The 19,627-nt window shown below is 37.5% G+C and carries 22 protein-coding genes and 1 pseudogene; 10 read left to right on the forward strand and 13 right to left on the reverse strand.

Annotated features, from left to right (window positions below):
* Nucleotides 1–16: 16 nt before the first annotated feature.
* From AC1FXP_RS14885 to recX, 3 genes and pseudogenes are all read right to left on the reverse strand, one after another.
* A complete protein-coding gene (locus tag AC1FXP_RS14885; RefSeq protein ID WP_480062691.1) occupies nucleotides 17–343 on the reverse strand; it encodes a YfhH family protein in 327 nt (108 codons plus the stop codon).
* A gap of 98 nt (nucleotides 344–441) precedes the next feature.
* Nucleotides 442–567: pseudogene (locus AC1FXP_RS14890) on the reverse strand (L-lactate permease); the annotation flags it as partial.
* Between the two features lie 161 nt (nucleotides 568–728).
* Nucleotides 729–1,541, reverse strand: a complete 813-nt coding sequence (gene recX, locus AC1FXP_RS14895; protein ID WP_480062693.1) for a recombination regulator RecX — start codon at nucleotides 1,539–1,541, stop codon at nucleotides 729–731.
* A 115-nt stretch (nucleotides 1,542–1,656) separates the two neighbouring features.
* Here recX and AC1FXP_RS14900 point away from each other — a divergent pair, with 115 nt between their 5' ends.
* The 7 genes from AC1FXP_RS14900 (at nucleotide 1,657) to AC1FXP_RS14930 (ending at nucleotide 7,755) form a co-directional block, all read left to right on the forward strand.
* The gene (locus tag AC1FXP_RS14900) at nucleotides 1,657–2,565 is read left to right on the forward strand and encodes a TIGR01777 family oxidoreductase (RefSeq protein ID WP_480062695.1); all 909 of its coding nucleotides are present in this window, start codon (nucleotides 1,657–1,659) and stop codon (nucleotides 2,563–2,565) included.
* Between the two features lie 325 nt (nucleotides 2,566–2,890).
* Nucleotides 2,891–3,442 (forward strand): GNAT family N-acetyltransferase, encoded by a 552-nt coding sequence (locus AC1FXP_RS14905; RefSeq protein WP_480062976.1) that lies wholly within the window; start codon nucleotides 2,891–2,893, stop codon nucleotides 3,440–3,442.
* Nucleotides 3,443–3,505: 63 nt separating this feature from the next.
* The gene (locus tag AC1FXP_RS14910; protein WP_084138611.1) at nucleotides 3,506–3,625 is read left to right on the forward strand and encodes a YfhE family protein; all 120 of its coding nucleotides are present in this window, start codon (nucleotides 3,506–3,508) and stop codon (nucleotides 3,623–3,625) included.
* 369 nt (nucleotides 3,626–3,994) lie between these two features.
* The gene (gene ectA / locus AC1FXP_RS14915; protein ID WP_480062697.1) at nucleotides 3,995–4,465 is read left to right on the forward strand and encodes a diaminobutyrate acetyltransferase; all 471 of its coding nucleotides are present in this window, start codon (nucleotides 3,995–3,997) and stop codon (nucleotides 4,463–4,465) included.
* A 76-nt stretch (nucleotides 4,466–4,541) separates the two neighbouring features.
* Nucleotides 4,542–5,825 (forward strand): diaminobutyrate--2-oxoglutarate transaminase, encoded by a 1,284-nt coding sequence (ectB, locus tag AC1FXP_RS14920; RefSeq protein ID WP_480062699.1) that lies wholly within the window; start codon nucleotides 4,542–4,544, stop codon nucleotides 5,823–5,825.
* A 62-nt stretch (nucleotides 5,826–5,887) separates the two neighbouring features.
* Nucleotides 5,888–6,280, forward strand: coding sequence for an ectoine synthase (locus AC1FXP_RS14925; protein WP_480062701.1), 393 nt, complete (start codon nucleotides 5,888–5,890; stop codon nucleotides 6,278–6,280).
* Nucleotides 6,281–6,480: 200 nt separating this feature from the next.
* Nucleotides 6,481–7,755 (forward strand): ATP-binding protein, encoded by a 1,275-nt coding sequence (locus AC1FXP_RS14930; RefSeq protein WP_480062703.1) that lies wholly within the window; start codon nucleotides 6,481–6,483, stop codon nucleotides 7,753–7,755.
* Nucleotides 7,756–7,836: 81 nt separating this feature from the next.
* Here AC1FXP_RS14930 and AC1FXP_RS14935 read toward each other — a convergent pair whose 3' ends face one another.
* Both AC1FXP_RS14935 and AC1FXP_RS14940 read right to left on the reverse strand, forming a co-directional pair.
* Nucleotides 7,837–8,793, reverse strand: a complete 957-nt coding sequence (locus AC1FXP_RS14935; RefSeq protein WP_480062705.1) for a 2-hydroxyacid dehydrogenase — start codon at nucleotides 8,791–8,793, stop codon at nucleotides 7,837–7,839.
* Between the two features lie 11 nt (nucleotides 8,794–8,804).
* On the reverse strand, nucleotides 8,805–9,101 hold the full coding sequence (locus tag AC1FXP_RS14940) for a hypothetical protein (protein ID WP_480062707.1): 297 nt from the start codon (nucleotides 9,099–9,101) through the stop codon (nucleotides 8,805–8,807).
* Between the two features lie 551 nt (nucleotides 9,102–9,652).
* On the opposite strand from AC1FXP_RS14940, the gene AC1FXP_RS14945 reads away from it, so the two are divergent.
* Nucleotides 9,653–9,913: a hypothetical protein gene (locus tag AC1FXP_RS14945; RefSeq protein ID WP_480062709.1), complete on the forward strand. Its 261-nt coding sequence runs from the start codon at nucleotides 9,653–9,655 to the stop codon at nucleotides 9,911–9,913.
* A gap of 96 nt (nucleotides 9,914–10,009) precedes the next feature.
* Here AC1FXP_RS14945 and AC1FXP_RS14950 read toward each other — a convergent pair whose 3' ends face one another.
* Together AC1FXP_RS14950 and rlmD are read right to left on the reverse strand one after the other, a co-directional pair.
* Entirely contained in the window at nucleotides 10,010–10,915 is a 906-nt protein-coding gene (locus tag AC1FXP_RS14950; RefSeq protein WP_480062711.1) for an alpha/beta fold hydrolase, read from the reverse strand.
* The gene (gene rlmD / locus AC1FXP_RS14955) at nucleotides 10,912–12,306 is read right to left on the reverse strand and encodes a 23S rRNA (uracil(1939)-C(5))-methyltransferase RlmD (RefSeq protein WP_480062713.1); all 1,395 of its coding nucleotides are present in this window, start codon (nucleotides 12,304–12,306) and stop codon (nucleotides 10,912–10,914) included. The genes AC1FXP_RS14950 and rlmD overlap by 4 nt, the downstream gene beginning before the upstream one ends.
* A 132-nt stretch (nucleotides 12,307–12,438) precedes the next feature.
* On the opposite strand from rlmD, the gene AC1FXP_RS14960 reads away from it, so the two are divergent.
* Complete coding sequence (locus AC1FXP_RS14960) at nucleotides 12,439–12,801, forward strand: GAF domain-containing protein (protein ID WP_480062715.1); 363 nt, start codon at nucleotides 12,439–12,441, stop codon at nucleotides 12,799–12,801.
* A 109-nt stretch (nucleotides 12,802–12,910) separates the two neighbouring features.
* Here AC1FXP_RS14960 and pdaA read toward each other — a convergent pair whose 3' ends face one another.
* From pdaA to AC1FXP_RS14980, 4 genes are all read right to left on the reverse strand, one after another.
* Entirely contained in the window at nucleotides 12,911–13,714 is an 804-nt protein-coding gene (gene pdaA / locus AC1FXP_RS14965; RefSeq protein WP_480062717.1) for a delta-lactam-biosynthetic de-N-acetylase, read from the reverse strand.
* A gap of 263 nt (nucleotides 13,715–13,977) precedes the next feature.
* On the reverse strand, nucleotides 13,978–15,522 hold the full coding sequence (locus AC1FXP_RS14970; protein ID WP_480062719.1) for a fumarate hydratase: 1,545 nt from the start codon (nucleotides 15,520–15,522) through the stop codon (nucleotides 13,978–13,980).
* A 184-nt stretch (nucleotides 15,523–15,706) separates the two neighbouring features.
* The gene (locus AC1FXP_RS14975) at nucleotides 15,707–16,348 is read right to left on the reverse strand and encodes a histidine phosphatase family protein (protein ID WP_480062721.1); all 642 of its coding nucleotides are present in this window, start codon (nucleotides 16,346–16,348) and stop codon (nucleotides 15,707–15,709) included.
* Nucleotides 16,349–16,362: 14 nt separating this feature from the next.
* Nucleotides 16,363–16,551: an SE1561 family protein gene (locus AC1FXP_RS14980; protein ID WP_480062723.1), complete on the reverse strand. Its 189-nt coding sequence runs from the start codon at nucleotides 16,549–16,551 to the stop codon at nucleotides 16,363–16,365.
* Nucleotides 16,552–16,717: 166 nt separating this feature from the next.
* Here AC1FXP_RS14980 and yfkAB point away from each other — a divergent pair, with 166 nt between their 5' ends.
* Nucleotides 16,718–17,830 (forward strand): radical SAM/CxCxxxxC motif protein YfkAB, encoded by a 1,113-nt coding sequence (gene yfkAB / locus AC1FXP_RS14985; protein ID WP_480062725.1) that lies wholly within the window; start codon nucleotides 16,718–16,720, stop codon nucleotides 17,828–17,830.
* A 138-nt stretch (nucleotides 17,831–17,968) separates the two neighbouring features.
* Here the strand turns inward: yfkAB and AC1FXP_RS14990 are convergent, their stop codons facing one another.
* On the reverse strand, nucleotides 17,969–18,775 hold the full coding sequence (locus AC1FXP_RS14990) for a YfkD family protein (protein ID WP_480062727.1): 807 nt from the start codon (nucleotides 18,773–18,775) through the stop codon (nucleotides 17,969–17,971).
* Nucleotides 18,776–18,992: 217 nt separating this feature from the next.
* Nucleotides 18,993–19,607 carry a YczE/YyaS/YitT family protein gene (locus AC1FXP_RS14995; RefSeq protein ID WP_480062729.1) on the reverse strand — a complete coding sequence of 205 codons (615 nt, stop codon included), beginning with the start codon at nucleotides 19,605–19,607 and terminating at the stop codon, nucleotides 18,993–18,995.
* Nucleotides 19,608–19,627: the final 20 nt, after the last annotated feature.

The raw sequence follows: 19,627 nt of genomic DNA on the forward strand, positions 1-19,627 counted from the left end.
TTAGAAGGAGAAGAAATTACTCTTCTCCTTCTTTTTTAACAAATAAAGAAATAGGCACAGCTTCTAAATTTGTTTGATTGTCTCTATACCCCCAAGCAAAATAACCATTCATATAGGAAATTCGGAATGAAGATCCACCTTCTATTTCATAAGTCTTTCCCGGCTCAAAATCTTCTGGATTTAACAAATAGGCTTTTGCTAAAAGTACACGACGTTCATATACAGCAAATTCACTTGACATCCCTAGTTGTTCCGCTTTTTTAGCCTTTTCATTCAATCGTGCAATTTCAGTTCGTAGTTCATATTCTGTCATTTGACTAAACCGTTTCTGTTGTTGTTCCATATTCTTCTGTCCCTCCCGTTCATCCCCTTTTATTATAGTTGAATCTTGTCTAACAAACAAAGGAATTGGTTACAAAAAGAACGCGAGAATTAAACCAATTAGGCCTGAGTACCAAACCCAGCTGCCCCCTCAATAAATGCACCAAACAACCAAGCAATTAGAATGAGTTGTATCCGGCGGTCATTGCTAATTCCTAAAAAACTGTTACGAATCGTATCAATGCCTCCACTTGCTTGATGATGGGTGTTAGAGCGATAATAGTAACCATTGTCCTCACTCCCCGTTTTCTAGAAATCTCTATAAATATTATAAGAACTCTTCTCATTATTATTATACATAAAGTTTGTTCAACAATTCACAAACCTGATGTATAAAAAAAGGAGATTTAATAGTCTCCTTCGCTCATATATTGTTCAATTACATCCATCGGAAATCCTTTGCGATACAGTTGCTGTTTGAATCGTTGCTCATATTCCCAACCAGTATATTTCCCTTCAAGCTTCCTTCTAACCTTATCTCCTTGAAAACAGATCGCTTCCCACTCTTCTGAACTCTCCTCAGGGAAATCGACAGTCTGAAGCGCTTCTACAATAACACGCTGTGAATAGCCTTTTGTTATTAGCTGATTAGAGAGTTTTTCTTTAAAAGCCTTGTTGCTTACTTTGCTATTTTTCTTTGATTGTTGCTTCTTTAACCACGTTACGATCTTTTCCTTTTGTTCACCTTCTGTAAAGGTTGCCAGCGCTGCTTCAATGACCGCATCGTTTACCCCTTTTTGCATGAGCTCTTGTTTAAGCTTTAACGGTCCCTTCATTAAGGTTAGCTGCTTTGACCTAATATAGGCCTGTGCAAATTCCTCATCATTTAACAATCCATGCTGAAGTAATTCATTTATTACTTCGTTAATATGCTTCTGCTCTTTCTCCTTTTTCCCCAAATACTGTTTCATCTCTTGAACAGAGCGCATACGGTAAGAGAGATAATTGATAGCTAGGTTATACGTTTTTTTCTTTTCATCTTCATCAATTAATCGTATTAACGTATTCTCATCAATTTCTAGCCCTTTCGTTAAGCGGTGCTTAATTAATAGATCCTCATCAACACTTAGAGCATATTCTTCGGACTGACCTTTAGTTAAAAATATGTTATATCGACTTTTATTTCGTTTTTGAATTTCAATTTTGGCTATAACTGCCACTAGTGTTTCACTCCCTTACTAAACTGCTAAAACTTTTGCAAAACATTTCCTATTACACGTAAACTAAACATAATATCAACGAATAAATTCATTTATTCACAGGAGGATAACGATTATGAATATTGTGATTGCAGGTGGTACAGGATTTATTGGCAATAAGTTAACTGACTTATTAATTAAACAAGGTCATTCCATTTTCATTTTAACAAGAGATGCCTCTAATAAACCAGTCAAACCCTCTGTCCAGTATATAGAATGGCTTCATCAAGATGCAAAGCCTGAAGATAGCTTAGGTCAGGTCGATGCCGTGATTAATCTTGCGGGGGAATCAATTGGCTCAGGAAGGTGGACACATCAAAGAAAGAAAAAGATTCTTCAAAGTAGACTTGATTCTACACGAGCCATCATTAATCTCTTTGAACAATTGCCAAACAAACCAAAGGTCCTTGTCAACGCCTCAGCCATTGGTTTTTACGGCAACTCATTAAACAAAACCTTTACAGAGCAATCCGAACCTAGCGAAAGTAACTTTCTCTCTGAGGTTGTAACAGAATGGGAAAATGAAGCTGAAAAAGCCTCTAAATACGGCGTTCGTGTAGTTTTTTGTAGACTAGGTGTAGTGTTAGATCCAAATGAGGGTGCCCTAAACCGTATGCTCCTTCCTTATCGATTCTTTATTGGAGGCCCACTTGGCTCCGGAAAGCAGTGGTTAAGCTGGATTCATATTGACGATGCAACTCGTATGTTTTCCTATGCAGTCTGTCAATCAGAAGTAGTTGGACCCTTTAACGTAACAGCTCCTTCCCCTTGTCAAATGAATGAATTTGGTAAGACGTTAGCTCGCGTACTAAATAAACCGCACTATTTCCCTACCCCTTCGTTTGCATTACGACTACTATTAGGTGAAATGAGTACTCTTGTTTTAGACGGGCAAAAAGTAATACCCCAAAAAGCTATTTCACAAAACTATCCATACTTATTTCCCACTCTGCCTTCCGCTTTAAAAGCTCTTTTAAAAAAATAATAAAAAAGATACGAAATGGGAGATTTTTTCACGAAAAATTTATAAAAAATAGGTATCTTTTTTCAATAAAAACATTTAATATATAGAAGGATTCAAGAGTAAATGAACGAATTATAGTCTTAATATATTGTTTCAGTAACCTAATCACGCTAGAATCCCCTATATCGCTTAATAAACGATTAAATAAGCATTGGGAAGGCAATTGGTGCGCCACCAGCTATGCTGGTTCTAGTGGGTTCGATTCCCACCCCGAATTTGATACGCAACATTATTAAATTCGAGGGTGGAATGAGACTGCCCTCATCAAAAAGGAGGGCTTTTTGTGATTTTAAAAAAACGAGACGTCGCTGATTGTCATGCTTTGTTCGAATTGTTAGTGGACCCGGCCGTGTTTCCATATGTTCGTCAGAAGGCACAGTCATATGATGAATTTGTATTCTTAACAAAACAGACAATTGAAGCAGAAGAACGCGGCGAACTCATCTCCCGCACAATTGTCGATGAGTGGGGCTCACCAATTGGCACCATTAACTTATTTGATATTTCCGATCAAAGTGGATTCTTAGGGACATGGATTGGGAAACCATATTTTGGAAAAGGGTATAATAAAGTAGCTAAAGATGCATTCTTTGAAGAGCTCTTCTTCTCTTGTGATATCCAAACGGTTTTTATGCGGATTCGGAAAGAAAATGTAAGGTCCTATATGGCCGCAAATAAATTACCTTACTGTACACTCGCTAATGAATTTAGACGAGATGTTTACGAGCAAATTAACGAAAAGGAAGACGTCTATAACCTTTTTCAAATTGAAAAAGACCATTATCATCTTCATTTAATGAGAACAACGCAAGATGAACTAGAAATAAAAGAAGCATAATTGCGATTAACTTTCATTATTTTGACCATACTGGTATTAACCTTATAGAAAGTGGTGGTCAGTATGGAAAGTAGAAAACGTCGAGCTCAAGAAGAGCGAAGTACATTGCGTAAAGCCCAAGAGGTTCGTTATGGATCAGAGTTTAGAGCTGCTGATCGCGCTGCAAATAGAAGTAAATCGTAATTTACTATTGATCTCAAAAAGAGAAAATCAGCTTATAAAAAGGGCTGTTTTTCTCTTTTTATTTCCCTTCCAATTTTATTGAAGCCACAAACCCCCTATAGAATAAGGGTTTCCTACTATATATTCTGTCGTTTAATTTCAATTAGTTAGAAAACTTAACCATTCAGTAGCATTTTCAGCAATGAATGTTCCTACACACCTTAATCCCATCTAAGCGTAGCTCACGCTAATTAATCCCATTTAAGCTCAGTTGCGTCCTTTCAAGACTACCCTTATGATTAAAAAGTAAACAAAATTCGATGCAAGGGGGATACCAACATTAAAAGTCAAATGGCTCCTGCTCCCATAAAGACAGGATCGGTTCAATTTATGAAACCTTCTGTTGAAGACGGAGCAGCGATGTGGGAATTAGTTAATGAGTCAACACTCGATCAAAACTCTGCTTATAAATACATCATGATGTGTGAATTCTTTGCAGAAACATGTGTTGTCGCGAAAGAAAACGATCAAGTCGTTGGATTCGTCACTGCTTTTATTCCTCCAGAACGACAAGATGTTGTGTTTGTTTGGCAGATTGGTGTTCATTCTTCTCAAAGAGGAAAAGGAATGGCTTCAAAATTACTACATGAATTAGTACAACGAGAAGGTTGTAGTGAAGTAAAGTATATTGAAGCAACCGTTACACCGTCAAATGAAGCATCACAGGCGTTATTCCGCCGCTTAGCTCGTAGTTTTGAAACTGCATGTGAAGTAAGTGAGTGTTTTGCAGAGGATTTATTCCCTGAAGAGGGGCATGAAAAAGAACTTACTTTTCGTGTAGGACCGATAAAAACTAAATAACACTTTATAAGCTAAGTTAAACGAAATAACAAAAATACATTACCCAGTATAGGTATTATTAGGAGGAAAAAAGACGATGAGTCAAACAGATATGACGATTTTTGAAAAGCTTGAATCTGAGGTACGTAGTTACTGCCGTAGTTTCCCAACTGTCTTTACGAAAGCAAAAGGCTATAAAATGTGGGACGAAAAAGGAACAGAATACATCGATTTCTTTTCAGGTGCAGGTGCATTGAATTACGGTCACAATGATCCAACGATGAAGGCAAAGTTAGTCGATTATATCTTAAGTGATGGCATCACACATTCGCTTGATATGGCGACAGCTCCAAAAGCTGAATTCTTAACAACGTTTAATGACGTGATTTTAAAACCAAGAAATCTCGATTATAAAGTTATGTTCCCTGGACCTACAGGAACAAATACTGTTGAAAGTGCATTAAAATTAGCACGTAAAGTCACAGGACGTACGGATATTATTAGCTTTACAAATGGCTTCCATGGTATGACAATTGGTGCCCTTTCAGTTACAGGTAATGCTTTCAAACGTAAAGGTGCTGGAATTCCATTACAAAATGTCGTAACAATGCCTTATGATAGCTTTGTTAATGACAACCTCGACACTCTGGAGTATCTCGAGCGTTTCCTAGAGGATGGAGGTAGCGGAGTTGAAATCCCTGCTGCAATGATCCTCGAGACAGTCCAAGGTGAAGGCGGTATTAATGCTGCAAGCTTCGAGTGGTTACAACGTGTAGAACAAATTTGTAAGCGTTGGGGCATTCTGCTTATCGTCGACGATGTTCAAGCAGGTGTTGGTCGTACTGGAACATTCTTTAGTTTTGAAAAAGCAGGAATTAAACCAGATATCGTTTGTATGTCTAAATCAATTGGTGGCTACGGATTACCACTAGCTATTACCTTAATCCGTCCTGACTTAGACATTTGGGCTCCAGGTGAGCACAACGGTACATTCCGCGGAAACAATCATGCATTTGTTACAGCAACTGCAGCCCTTTCTTATTGGAAGGATGAGAACTTCGAAAAGGATATTGAAGAAAAATCAAAACGTATTTTCAATTTCCTAGAGAGAATTGTTGCTGATTATCCTGAATTAAAAGGGAAAGCTAAAGGTCGTGGTTACATGGTTGGAATCGCCTCAGAAGTCGAGGGATTATCTGGTCAAATTGCTGCTGAAGCATTTGAGCGTGGTTTGATTATTGAAACATCTGGTCCAAAGGATGAAGTATTTAAGCTCTTCCCACCACTTATTATTGATAACGAAGGCTTAGAAAAAGGATTTAAAATCATTGAAGACAGCGTGAAAGCTGTTCTAGGATCGAAAGAACTAGTAACATCGTAAGTAATAATTCAGGGAGTCATTTTACTCCCTAATCACTGAACTAACACTTGGAGGTAGCAATCATGAAAGTCGTAAAACTAAAAGATATTATAGGAACTGAACAAGAAGTCGACGGAGGAACTTGGGTTAGTCGCCGTCTTGTATTAAAAGATTCAGGTATGGGTTATTCTGTCCACGATACAATTATTAAAGCTGGTACAGAAACTCATATCTGGTACCAAAATCACCTTGAATCTGTATACTGCATTGAAGGTGAAGGTGAAGTAGAAACACTTGCAGATGGCAAAGTGTGGCCAATCAAAAAAGATGAAATTTATGTATTAGATAAGCACGATGAGCACCTTCTTCGTGCGAGTGAAAAGGGAGATATGCGTATGGTTTGCGTATTTAACCCGCCAATTACAGGAAGAGAAGTTCATGATGAAAATGGTGTATATCCTGTAGATGAAGACTAATCATATTAAGAAACCAGCTGATTCGTCAGCTGGTTTTTTTGTCCCGTTCAGACCGTGTCCCCCCTCCCCTTTATTTCAAACATGTCAAAATGATGTCATACTTTTTAGTACATATTTAGAGAATTTCCTTCGTCAAGAAGGAGAAAGAACTAGTAGGAAAGAAGTAGTAGAGATAAAAATGTAGAAAAAGAGGGAAAGTTGTGAGTGAGATTATTTTTGACCTTCAAATTTTTTTGTTAAACCTCTCTTTTGTATTCCTCCTATTCTTTATTTACCACAAATATATCGAAGGGAAAATTAACAAAGTCTCAAATGGAATATTAATTGGAATCATCTCAGCAGTATCTATTATTTTATGTATGACATTTCCTCTTTCCATTAGTCCTGGTTTCTATTTCGACTTTCGACAAATTCCATTTATTATTGGGATATTATATGGTGGCCGCAAAGTTGGAGTTTCTTTATTAATTGTATTACTCTCTTATCGTTTCATATTAGATCACGGTCCAGGTTTTTATTCATCTCTGATTATTTACGTGTTAATGTTTATTGGATTGATCTATCTTACTCCACGCTTCCAAGCAGCAACGAAATTTAAAAATAAACTAATTTTGGCCATCTTAGCAATGGCGACGAGTGTCGTTTTAATCTTAACTGTTATTTATTTCTTTAATGTAAATCTAACAGGTAATGGTTGGATCTCATTAATCCTTTTTTATAGTACACAAGTCATAGCCATCGCTTTATTTATTCTATTTATTGAACGAGCCAAAATCGAAAGCCATATGTTAAGCGAATTAAAAGAGTTAGAGAAGCTAAAAGTTGTTAGTGAAATGGCAGCAAGTATTTCACACGAAGTTAGAAATCCCCTAACTGTAACAAAGGGATTTCTTCAACTTTTACAAGATAAAACAATTTCAGATGATAAAAAAGAGTTTTATATTCGCCTATCTCTAAATGAGTTGGAACGAGCAGAAGTTATTATCTCTGATTATTTAACGTTTGCAAAACCATCTCTTGAAAACGTTGAGCTTCTTGAGCTAAATAAAGAGATTGATTATGTGATGAAAATCGTATCACCTTATGCAACGATGCGAAATATAACCATTCACTTATTCAAGGCAGAGAATCTATTCGTTGCGGGAGAACGGCAAAAATTTCATCAATGTCTTATTAATATTATCAAAAATGGAATTGAAGCTATGCCTGGCAGCGGACAATTAACAATTAACTTGCATCAATCAAATGAACAAACTGTCATTGATATACAAGATACAGGAATAGGAATGAGTAACGATCAAGTCCGGAGATTAGGGACTCCCTACTATTCTACAAAAACAACAGGAACAGGCCTTGGGACGATGGTTGTGTATAGTATTATTAAAGCCATGCGCGGAGAAATAGAGGTAGAGAGTAAGCAAGGAATTGGTACACGTTTTAGCATAAAGCTACCTAAAGTAGATTGTAAAATATAAAAAAGCACTTGGGAAGCGAAAAACCTTGGCAGAAAGGTGGATTCTTCCAGGGTTTCGTTCCGTGGTGCTTATTTTTGAAATTTATTTTACCTCATGTACTAATGGTTGTCCTTTGAGTCCATTACGCAAGTTTTTACAAGCTAATCTAGCCATTTCGAGCCTTGTTTCAGTTGCAGCACTCCCAATATGAGGTAAAACAGTGACATTTCTTAGTTTTAATAAAGGGTGTTCAGAATCGATAGGCTCCGGATCAAATACATCTAAACCAGCCGCAAAAATCTCCCCAGATTGGAGAGCATGATACAATGCTTCCTCATCAACGCTTGTTCCTCTTGATGTATTAACAAACACAGCAGTATTTTTCATTTTGGCAAACTCTGCTGTTCCAAGCATTTTATATGTATCTTTTGTCGAAGGAGCTAATAGAACGATATAATCTGCTTTTGTTAACAAATCTTCTAATTCACTATATGTTGCTTTTAGCTCTTGCTCTGCTTCTTTATTCCTACTTCTATTGTGATAAAGGATATCCATAGAGAAGCCTTTTGCTCTTCTAGCAACACCTAAACCAATCCTGCCCATACCGATAATTCCGATTGTTTTCTTATAAATTTCTTGTCCAGTTAAGAAAAACGGGCCCCAACTGTTCCATTCATTCTGCCTAATAACATCCATCCCTTCCACAATTCTTCGCCCTGCAGCCATCAAAAGAGCAAACGTTAAATCCGCTGTTGCTTCAGTTAAAACTCCTGGTGTATGACCAACAACAATCCCCCTATTTCTAGCTTCATTTAGATCAATATTGTCATATCCGACTGCCATTGTACTAATTACTTTTAGTTTTGGTGCCCTTTCTAAAAGTTCGTAGTCGATTTGATCAGCCACATTCGTGAATAAGCCATCAGCATCCTTAATTTCCTCTAGTAGCTTTTTCCTTGGCATCGGTTCATTCTCTTTTTCCCACATCACTACATCAAAATTGTCAACAAGTTCCTTTGTTACGTCATTCGGTAAATGACGGGTTATGACTATTTTCATCTAATCCTCCTTTAATGAATGAATAATTGTTGAAAAGATAAATCGTCCTTATGTACTCCTAACGCCTCGAGAAAATCATATAACTCATGAAAAGAGTTTACTGGATATTGCGTTTCACAAATATTTGAAGTAAGGTTCATGTTTTCTAGAAACTTTCTGTTGGCAGCCATCCCTTCAGTTAACTCAAGCAAAATTTCTAATACTTCGTTGTCTTTCTCAAATGTTACATGTCCATTGCTTTCATTAAAATAAACAATTAACGGAATTTGCGTATGTGGATGGACAAAATGAGCTTTATAAAGGTTCATGTTTCTCCTCCTTCTTTAAATATTACTAAACAATTATTACTTAACCATTCGACAAATTCCAACGATAACCTCCTTAATTTGATAAACTAGAAAAGAAGAAATAACTGAAGCTCCAAATGTCTTAGGCATCCATTTCCAACCTCTTGCTTGAGGATCCTGACACAACTACTCTGTATAGCTCGGACAAACAACAAAGGTTTAGAAAATCCTCCTACTTCTTCTATCAGTTTGACTTAAACGATCTCCATATTATTCCCGATTTAATAGTCACTCTTTACTAACACTATGCTAGATAGTAAATGTTAGTACATCTATAAAATAATAGCTTTAAAAAAGGTGACACCCCTTACACATACTCGGGATTGTCACCTTCTCTATTAATTAAGGAAACCATAGTCCGTGAATAACCCAAAAAAACGTAAGGTCTTCTGTTAGTTTCACACGTTCTATTTGTTCCTCCTCATTTTTACTTCCTGTCCCACTAAAAGAAAGTCATGTTTTTCCTTTACCGTAAATAACCTGTAATAACAGCTATAAAAGGAGGTATATACATGTCTAATGGTCCAACTCATCCCCCTAAAAGCCCTGGTTTGGCTGCTGTACTAAGCGCTCTTTGGTGTGGGCTTGGTCAAATTTATAACGGTCAAATCAGTAAAGGCATTGCGTTTATGATTATTCAATTTATTAACGCACTATTAATGTTCATTATTATCGGTTTTATCACCTATCCCATAATGTGGATTTGGGGAATGGTTGATGCTTACCGGCAAGCAGAACAAATGAATATGAGATCTACTACAGTAGATGATTAACCCGTTTAGTAGGTGACTCAAAAGTCAGATTCGCTACTCGCCGTGATAGGAGAAGACCGCTCCTCTCACGGCTTTTAAAAGATGTAGCGATTAGGTTTATTGCTTAAGATATTTCAGCATAATATAGAATGTTTGGTTTCTAATCACAAATTCTTCATTAAAAAGCTGGTGACTTCCCTCATAAATTCGAACAATTTGGCTATTTGGATACATTGCCTTTACTTGTTTTTCGCCAAAGGCAACATCGACTGTCCGATCTTTACTCCCTTGGATCATTAAAAATGATATGTCGTCTTTTATCTCGTACGACTCTCCTTTTAACCATTCACCTAAGGCATGGAGCCAGCTTACTGGCAGCACCTTTTCTTGTAGGGGATCCATTTTTGTAAAAGCAAGATATTCCTCGTCACTGGAATTTTTTGAATATACTCTTTTTAATTTCTTGAGAAACGGCTTCGTTAAGAATAGCCCTAACGTTGAAGTTCTCCAGAGATAAGGGCGAAACAATGGTGCAACTAAGACCATTTTTGAAAAATCTACTTTCTTACTTTTGACTAAATGAAGCGCTATTGCCCCACCAGTACTATGTGCGACCAATAGTGGCGCTTCTCCCTTTAAAAAAAAGAAATCATATAACTCCTTTGCCGTGTTAAAATAGTCATGAAAACTATTGATAGACATACGCTCCCCACTAGAAAGCCCGTGCCCTGGCAAATCATAAACGATAACCTCATATTGATTCTCAACGAGCTTACGTATAGCCTTATTTAATGATGCGGCATGGTCTAAATACCCATGAATCAATAAGACCGTCTTACTTGAAAAATTAGGCTTGAATTGTTGAACAAATATATCGTAATCTGCAAATGCTATGTATCCGTAAAGATGGTTGCAATCTTTAATTTGCAGATCATAGTAACTTTTATATTGTTCTATTTGATTAGACTCCACTCCAAATGGCAGACGTTCCGATCGAATCATTTCAAGCATTCGTCTAATCATTTTTCTCTCACTAACTCAGTTACACTTTCTACTTGTGCTGTCCATGGAAACATATCAATCGGTTGAATCGATTTGACTTTATATCCTTTTTTACATAAACGGTCAACATCCTTTGCTAATGTTGAAGGATTACAGGATACATAAACCATCCGTTTCGGTTTTACTTCAATAATCGTTTGGATCAGCTTATCGTCACATCCAGTTCTTGGGGGATCAACGACAACCACATCAGGCTTCCATCCCTCCTTCTGCCAAAGAGGAAGCAACGTTTCTGCCTTTCCTACTTCATAGCTCACATGATGAAATCGATGATTTTTCGCATTAACTCTAGCATCTTCAATGGCAGCCGTGATTACATCCATTCCTCTCACCTCAGCAGCATCACTTGCCAGCCATAATCCGATTGTTCCCACACCACAATAAGCGTCAACGACTCGTTCCTTTCCGGTTAAGGCAGCCGCGCGTTTTACTTCATTATAAAGTTTTACTGTTTGAATAGGATTCAGCTGGAAAAAGGCACGTGCTGACAACGTAAAGGATAAATCGCCCAATTTTTCTTCAATGACTTCCTCTCCAGCTAAATGAACTGTTTTCTCGCCAAAAATAATGGACGTTTTCTGGTAATTTATATTTTGAATAATAGAGGTTACTTCTGGTAGACGCTTTTGAATTTCTGACACAATGGCCTCTTTCCGAGGTAATTCTTCTTCCTTTGTAATTAGAACAACCTGAACCTGACCGGTTTCAAAGCTGACCCTAGTAACAATTGTTCGAATCACACCTTTATGCTTCCGCTCATTGTAAATCGATATATTAAGGTCTGCTAAAATTTGTTTTACAACTTCAGTTACTTTATTTGTCGCTTTATGTTGAACCTTACATTGAGTCAGATCGATCAATTTATGAGAATTCATTGCGTACAGTCCTGCAATTACTTCTTCACCACGTTTTGCCACTTGCAGCTGACTCTTATTACGATAATCCCAAGGATCCTCCATTCCAATTGTTTCTTGGATTGATAATTGATTCATGTTCAGCCTCGTATGTCGCTCAAAAGCTTGCCTGACAATATCTCGTTTTTCACGGAGTGTAGCACTATAGTTCATATGTTGTAATTGACATCCACCGCATTGTTCATATACTGGGCAAGGTGGCTTAATCCTCTCTTTTGAGCGCTTACGAATTTTGACCACTTTCGCTTCTGCAAACCTTGGGTTTACTTTTGTCACTTCAGCAACAACTTCTTCATTTGGAAGAGCTCCCGGAACAAACACAACTTGCTTTTTAAAATACCCTACCCCTTCCCCATTGATGCCAAGTCGTTTAATCGTTAGTGGAAATTGTTGGCCTTTTTTCATATCAATTGACTTGTGTATCGGTTTTTGGTTCATTTAATCACTCCGTTCTATCATAGCGTTCCCTATTATAGCATGTTCGCACATTTCTTCCTAAACTTACTAGACCGAAAGTACGTGTACATCTGCTAAAATAGACACAGAGATTTGAAAAGAGGAGAGATTATTTTGTCTATACCTACAGATGTAGCATCATTACAAATTATGGCCCACGTATATAAACGTGAAAGTTTACAGTCTATTTTTAATAAGACCGTAGAAAGCCTTGTAGAGCAAGTTCTTTACATTGACTGGGTCGGAATTTATATGTACGAAAACTTGGATCACAAACTGGTTGCAGCCTCTTCTTTTGAAGATGATATTAAATGGGAATGTAACGGAGAATTAAAGTTCCCTATTACAAATTCACTGGAAGAAGAAATTGGAATGATGGTTGTTCGAAGTCGTCAGCCAATTGCATTTGATGTAACCGATGTAAGTACACTTGAAGCAATTGCATCAGCAATTGGTCAGCAAAGTTTTGCTAACTAATTATTTAGATCAGTCCCTCATAGAAAGATGAGAGACTGATCTATTTTTGTATTTTTAGAATCCTAACCGTTACGTTCCATTTCATCCGCCCTATTAAAACAAACTTAGCTTAAAGGAATGGCCACTCAGCTGTCTGCTTCTGGAACATTAAATCGTCCAGACTTTTAAATTCATAACCTTGTTGTCTCGCGTCATCTATAACACGAGGTAATGCTTCTGCATTATCACTCGAAACAGAATGAATTAACATTATTGCTCCTGGATGAATTCTTTTCATAATTTGATTATATGCATAATCCCCACCCTTTTGCTTATCTACTTCCCAATCTTTATATGCCATGGACCAAAAGACATTTGTATAGCCTAGCTTTTCTGAAAGGACTAATGAACGTTCACTAAATTGGCCTCTTGGTGGACGTAAATAATGCATTTCCTTTACACCTGTAAGCTGAGTAAAGCGCTCTTTTACTTTGGTTAATTCATTTGTTAACCGGCCATCCCCAACCTCAGGTAAGCTTGGATGGTGCCATGAGTGGTTACCGACAATATGTCCTTCATCAACCATTCTTTGAATAAGGTCAGGAGCAGCGTTTAAATAATGCCCTGTTACAAAAAAGGCTGCGGGTACTTCCTTTTCTTTTAAAACGTCAAGAACTTTCTCGGTATATCCATTTTCATAGCCATTATCAAAGGTCAAATAGAGCTCCTTTTTTGACGTATCGCCAATAAAAAGCCCATTCGTTTTTTCTAATAGCTCAAGGTATAAAGGCTCAGTTGTAACCGGTTTATTGTCTCTCTCTGGCTTATAATTCCAATTATGGACTGTATTGCTATAAGCAGCAGCGAATGTAGCGCCGAAGCCAAAGAGTACTGCAAAAATAAGCATAGTTATAACTGTAGTTTTCTTAAGCATTAAGTATCAGACTCCCTCATTTTTTTGTTAGTTTATCACCGGAGGAATCCTTTATGTATGATTACAGGTAGAAACAAAAGGAGCGACCTTCTCCTTTTGTTTCTACCTTGCGTGTGCGGAACCGCTGCCTTATTTTTAACCTAAAGGAGTGGTTTTCTCCTATAGGCGTGCAGCTTGTGGAGCCATCGCAACTATGTTTGCTGTTTAACCGTTGCTTCAAAAAAGGAGAAGCCCCATTACGTACGGCTTCTCCTTTTCCTTCATTATTTAAAGACAGGCTCTTTAAACTGTGCTAACTTTTCAAGCGAGGATTTATCAACCTCAGCATGCAAACTATTTCCATGAGAATCCATCGTAACAATCGCAGCAAAGCCCTCTACTTCCAGATGCCACATTGCCTCTGGAATTCCAAAATCCAAGAGATCTACTCCTTTTACTTTCTTAATACAGTCTGCGTAGTATTGAGCAGCTCCACCAATTGCATTAAGATATACGCCCCCATGCTCACCAAGGGCTTTAAGAGTTTTTGGTCCCATACCGCCTTTACCGATTACAGCGCGGATTCCAAATTTCTTCATGATATCGCCTTGGTAAGGCTCTTCACGAATGCTTGTAGTAGGCCCTGCAGCTTTTACGTGCCACTCTCCTTGATCATCTTTCATCATAACAGGACCACAGTGGTAAATGACTTGACCATTTAAATCAATCGGTGCATCATGATCCATTAGGTGATGGTGAATCGCATCACGTCCTGTATGCATCATACCGTTAATTATAACAACATCTCCCACTTTTAGTTCGCGGATTTGCTCCTCAGTTATTGGCGCTTCAAGAACGACCTCTCTTACTTCACCTGCACTTTCTTCAGCAGCCGCCACTTCTTGTTCTACCTTATTCAGATCAACCTTTTCGCCATCTTTATAGAGCCACTCTTTAATATCTCCCGTCTCTTGATCTAGAATGACACCTAAACGACGATAAGCCCAACAGTTGTAAGCAACTGAAACGAAGAAACTAGCTGGCAAACGATTCATTGCACCGATTTTACAGCCAAGTAACGTGGCTTCTCCACCAAATCCCATCGTTCCAATCCCAAGTTTATTAGCATTTTCCAAAACATAGTCTTCAAGCTTTTGAAGTTCTTCATTCTCATTTACATCATCAACCGTACGGAATAGTTGTTCTTTTGCTAATGAATAACTTGTAGTACGATCTCCCCCAATACCAACACCGATAAAGCCGGCGCTACAGCCTTGTCCTTGTGCTTGATAAACAGAGTGCATAATACATTTACGAATTCCATCTAAATCACGACCAGCACGTCCTAAACCTTCCAATTCGGCTGGCAAGCTGTATTGGATATTTTTGTTTTCACAGCCTCCACCTTTTAAAATTAAACGTACATCAATAACATCCTTTTCCCACTGTTCAAAATGAATCACAGGGGTTCCTTCTCCAAGGTTATTACCTGAATTTTTTCCCGTAAGTGAATCAACAGAGTTCGGACGAAGTTTTGTGTCTTTTGTTGCTCTTTCTACTGCAACATAAATAGCTTTTTTCATTTCAATTTGGTTCACACCAACTGGAACCTTTACTTCAAAGGTCGGCATTCCTGTATCTTGACAAATTGGAGATACATTTTCGTCTGCCATTCCGATATTTTCTGTAATTGTCGATAGTGATAATGCTGCGCGCGTTCCAGCATTCTCTTTTGCTTTTGCCTTTGCAATAGCTCGGCGCACATCATTTGGTAGATTTGTAGATGTTTCAACGATAAGCTGGTACATACTTTCTTCAAATTTCTTCATATCATCCATCTCCCTTTTGGTACAAGCATAAATAATCCCAATACTATTATAATGCTAGTCCAAAAATTCCGAAAGTCCTAAGTGGAAGCGCGTTCAAAAATAGATAAAAATTCGTACTCCTTTTTTTTCAGTCAGTAAAAAACGGGGTGTCCCAAAGGTCGGTTTTTGACCTTGAGACACCCCTCTAAAGTAACTCCTTTTTCATCTGTCGATCAACTAAAGATTCTAAGTGTGTTGTTTTATTCGTATAATGGATAAGTGGTTTACTATTTCTTTTCGACCACTCAATACGGGTAATGCTTGTATTATCAATTTGAAATGGTCGGTGAAAAGTATGCCACTTCTCTCCTATCAAAAGATACATAAGGAAAATACTAATGAATCCACCATGTGACACGATTCCAACATGGTCCTCTTGATGGGCAAGTAACATTTGTTCTACAATGTGCTGACAACGTCCAGTTAACTCTTGAACGGTTTCAGTTCCTTGAACTCCAGAAGTAAGGATGGATTTCTCTTTAGTTTGTGGGAAACTTGCGTAAATCTCCGATCGGGTTAAACCTTGAAGTGGACCAAGATACACTTCTCTTACTTTTTCCCACTTATGAATCGTCCGATTTTTAATTGCACCAATCGCTTTAGCTGTATGATAGGCCCGTGTTAAATCACTACTATAAAGATAATCGAGTTGAATATCTTTGAAATAATTTGCTACGAGACTAACTTGTTGCTGACCAAGATCAGATAGTGGATAATCCTCGCACCCTTGAATCTTGCCACTTACATTGCCTTCTGATTCACCATGTCTGATCAGATATAAATTCATAAATTTAAAACTCCTTATTCTGACCAATCATGACGGAATTGCTTACACTTTGTTTCAATATCATCAAGCATAGCAAGCAAACGGTCAATATCTTCTACACCAGCTTCTTCAGGGTCTATCGTATCTAGAACCGTCATCACCATATCAAGTCTATTTTGTAAATAAGTCATTTGTTCTTTTTTATCATGTATAGGTCCACCCAATTACGTTCGCTCCTTTTTCATGAAACAATCTATTTTTAATGTGTAAAGTGTAACAGATTCTTTCCTTCGATACAACGAAACGCCAAACATCGGAAAGTTGCCCTTTTGAAACACTTGCTTTTACGTTATGATAAATGGAGTAATTCGTTAAAGGAGTACGATCTTTGTGATTGATATTTATCCAAAAATAACCCCTTCTCATGATCCATGGGAAGCGTATGAAGATATAAAAGAATTTGGTAAGCTAGCACTTACAAATATTGAATTTACAACAACGACTTTATGTAATATGCGCTGTGAGCACTGTGCCGTTGGATATACTTTGACTTCTAAAGACCCTGATCCACTACCTATTGATTTATTAATAAAACGGTTAGATGAAATCCCTACTTTACGAGCATTTAGTATTACAGGTGGGGAACCAATGCTCTCTAGGCAGTCTGTTGAACAGTACGTCGTTCCCCTGTTGAAATATGCTCATGATAGGGGTGTCAGAACGCAAATTAATTCAAATTTAACTCTTGATTTAAAACGATATGAACAAATCGTCCCTTATTTAGATGTTCTCCATATTTCACACAATTATGGTAGCTTCGAGGATTTTGCAGAAATTGGGTTTGCTGTAATGGACCGAAAACCTAGTTTTGATCAACGAGCAAAGTTATTTAACCGAATGATTGAAAATGCAAAAGCCCTAACAAGTCAAGGCGTTATTGTATCTGCTGAAACGATGCTCAATAAGCGAACCCTTCCGCATCTTGAGAAGATCCATGAGCAAATTGTAGAAATGGGCTGCCAGCGTCACGAAGTACACCCTATGTACCCAAGTGACTTTGCTAGCCATTTGGAAGTTGCTTCCCTTAAAGAAATTCGTTCAGGTATTCACCGTCTTTTAGATGTACGTAATCAAGATGTTTGGATGTTATTTGGAACACTTCCGTTTTATCCTTGTAGTGAAGAGACAGAAGATTTGCTTTTACAAAAACGTCTTTATTCAGCTAAGAATGTAACTGTTCGTAATGATCCGGATGGCCGTTCAAGGCTAAACGTGAATATTTTTGATGGCAATATCATTGTTACTGACTTTGGTGATACTCCTCCACTAGGAAATATTAAAACGACTACATTACAGAAGGCTTATTCAACTTGGATCGGTTCTGATCTTGCAAAATCACTCAACTGCCATTGCCCATCAGTTAAATGTCTTGGCCCGAATGTTTTAGTTAAAGATGCCTATTATAATGACATTGACTTTACGAAAAGAAAATCGAACCTTTAATTAAGAAAGAGAGTTATCTCATAAGGATCTTCCCCCATCATGAGCTACAATATATGTACACTCATTGTATAGCTCACACTATCTATTGTGAGCTTGGGGTTTACACCTAGTTGAGACAATCTCTCTTCTTTCCTTGTATTATTTAGGTTGGTTTGCCGCTACAAACGTAAAGGAAAGATGGTCCTGAACAGGAATCCAAGCTCCAATTCCTTGCTGAGTAACATTTTTTACTTCTAATTTTCGCTTCCCTCCCTTAAATGTTAAATAAACTTCACCATATGTTACTTTCCCTTTTTCGTTAGCTGCAGGAACATAACTATGCAAATAACCTACTTGTTTTGGTGCAACATTGTACGTGTTATTCTTTCTCGTTCCTTGACCGATTACCGTTTCAAAAGATAAAGGTAAACTTGTGTGTTCTGTCGCTTTAATCATCATCATTTTTTTTACTGCTTCGCTATTGGGAATCTTCGCCGTTAATCCACCATTAACTTTCTTTTGTTGTTCTTGCAAATAAGTGATTTTTTGCGGGGAACGACCGCCACGATTATCAGCATAATTTGTATTTACTTTTTGATATTCCCAGTTCACTTCCGTCCCGTCAGATTCATAGGCAAGCGGCCATTCGCCTAAGTAAATTGAGGCACGGAAACCTAAAGCTAATTTCGAATCATTAACCGTTGATTCATTTAATATCCGAATTAAATCAGGATTTTCAATCGTTACTCCTGCAGAATCCAATAATTCTTTAGCAAGTTCACTTGGCTGTAAATAAGGTAAGTCTTGTGTTGGGTTCGTGTACGTGTTTTCTTTTGAAATTTTAAGGACAGAGTCAGGAATTTTAAACCCTTTTTCTTCTTCTTTCTTCCCTTCACCTTCTGCAAAAACATTTGTTGATGCAGCCAATAAAAAGATCGCAAGAAGCGCTATAATTACTCGTTTCATTTTTATACCTCCTCATTTCAATTAGGGACATTGTTTTTTTATAGTGTGATCTTTGAGACAAATATTATCCATCGCTACCGTAAGCTTTATTTTTTGATAACGTTTATGTACGACAAAGAATTTCACTTTAACAGATCAAACAACATTACACTTATTTTAGCGATTCATGCTACAAAGGGCTTAACCTTAATAATCGCACAAGGTTAAGCCCTTCCTATTATTGAACAACTTCCCAATTAAGTCTCTTTTCAAAGTGGGGGTAAAACCATTGGATCAATGGACCAAGTGAAAATGTGACGATAATTGTCCCTAATCCAATTGGCCCTCCTACAATGACGGCAGCTACTAAAGCTATAACTTCTGCTATCGTTTTTGCAAACATGATTTTCACACCTAATACATCCCTTAAAGCAAACATAAAGCCGTCAATGGGGATTAAAGCAAATTTAGCCTGCATATAAATAGAAGCCCCGCAAGCAAGGATTACAACCCCCACCAATAAAATAACCATTTGCAAAAAGAATTCATTAATTAATGTTTGAGGGAAGACAATTAGAAGCCAGAAATCGATGAAATAACCTAATAACAAAATCGTAATAAGTGAGACTAAAACGGGTCTTGATCTGGTTAGCACAGAATTAATAAAAATGAGTATGACGCCTACAAAAATAACCCAATTCCCAACTGAAAATGGAGTTACATACGCAAGCCCGACATTTAATGCATCCCACGCACCTGCCCCAAGACCTGCTAGTATTGTTAATGTGACACCAAACGAAACAATCATTAATCCGACTAAATAACTGAAGGATCTAATAAATAATGACTTCATTTCCTTACCCTCTATTCTAC

The organism is Halalkalibacter sp. HAAS-P013 (assembly GCF_056619925.1).

What these genes read in the sequence shown, in the direction of transcription:
- AC1FXP_RS14885 (WP_480062691.1), bottom strand. Translation starts at nt 343, where the DNA reads ATGGAACAACAACAGAAACGGTTTAGTCAAATGACAGAATATGAACTA.
- AC1FXP_RS14900 (WP_480062695.1), top strand. Translation starts at nt 1,657, where the DNA reads ATGAATATTGTGATTGCAGGTGGTACAGGATTTATTGGCAATAAGTTA.
- AC1FXP_RS14910 (WP_084138611.1), top strand. Translation starts at nt 3,506, where the DNA reads ATGGAAAGTAGAAAACGTCGAGCTCAAGAAGAGCGAAGTACATTGCGT.
- ectA (WP_480062697.1), top strand. Translation starts at nt 3,995, where the DNA reads ATGAAACCTTCTGTTGAAGACGGAGCAGCGATGTGGGAATTAGTTAAT.
- ectB (WP_480062699.1), top strand. Translation starts at nt 4,542, where the DNA reads ATGAGTCAAACAGATATGACGATTTTTGAAAAGCTTGAATCTGAGGTA.
- AC1FXP_RS14925 (WP_480062701.1), top strand. Translation starts at nt 5,888, where the DNA reads ATGAAAGTCGTAAAACTAAAAGATATTATAGGAACTGAACAAGAAGTC.
- AC1FXP_RS14935 (WP_480062705.1), bottom strand. Translation starts at nt 8,793, where the DNA reads ATGAAAATAGTCATAACCCGTCATTTACCGAATGACGTAACAAAGGAA.
- AC1FXP_RS14940 (WP_480062707.1), bottom strand. Translation starts at nt 9,101, where the DNA reads ATGAACCTTTATAAAGCTCATTTTGTCCATCCACATACGCAAATTCCG.
- AC1FXP_RS14945 (WP_480062709.1), top strand. Translation starts at nt 9,653, where the DNA reads ATGTCTAATGGTCCAACTCATCCCCCTAAAAGCCCTGGTTTGGCTGCT.
- AC1FXP_RS14950 (WP_480062711.1), bottom strand. Translation starts at nt 10,915, where the DNA reads ATGATTAGACGAATGCTTGAAATGATTCGATCGGAACGTCTGCCATTT.
- rlmD (WP_480062713.1), bottom strand. Translation starts at nt 12,306, where the DNA reads ATGAACCAAAAACCGATACACAAGTCAATTGATATGAAAAAAGGCCAA.
- pdaA (WP_480062717.1), bottom strand. Translation starts at nt 13,714, where the DNA reads ATGCTTAAGAAAACTACAGTTATAACTATGCTTATTTTTGCAGTACTC.
- AC1FXP_RS14970 (WP_480062719.1), bottom strand. Translation starts at nt 15,522, where the DNA reads ATGAAGAAATTTGAAGAAAGTATGTACCAGCTTATCGTTGAAACATCT.
- AC1FXP_RS14975 (WP_480062721.1), bottom strand. Translation starts at nt 16,348, where the DNA reads ATGAATTTATATCTGATCAGACATGGTGAATCAGAAGGCAATGTAAGT.
- AC1FXP_RS14990 (WP_480062727.1), bottom strand. Translation starts at nt 18,775, where the DNA reads ATGAAACGAGTAATTATAGCGCTTCTTGCGATCTTTTTATTGGCTGCA.
- AC1FXP_RS14995 (WP_480062729.1), bottom strand. Translation starts at nt 19,607, where the DNA reads ATGAAGTCATTATTTATTAGATCCTTCAGTTATTTAGTCGGATTAATG.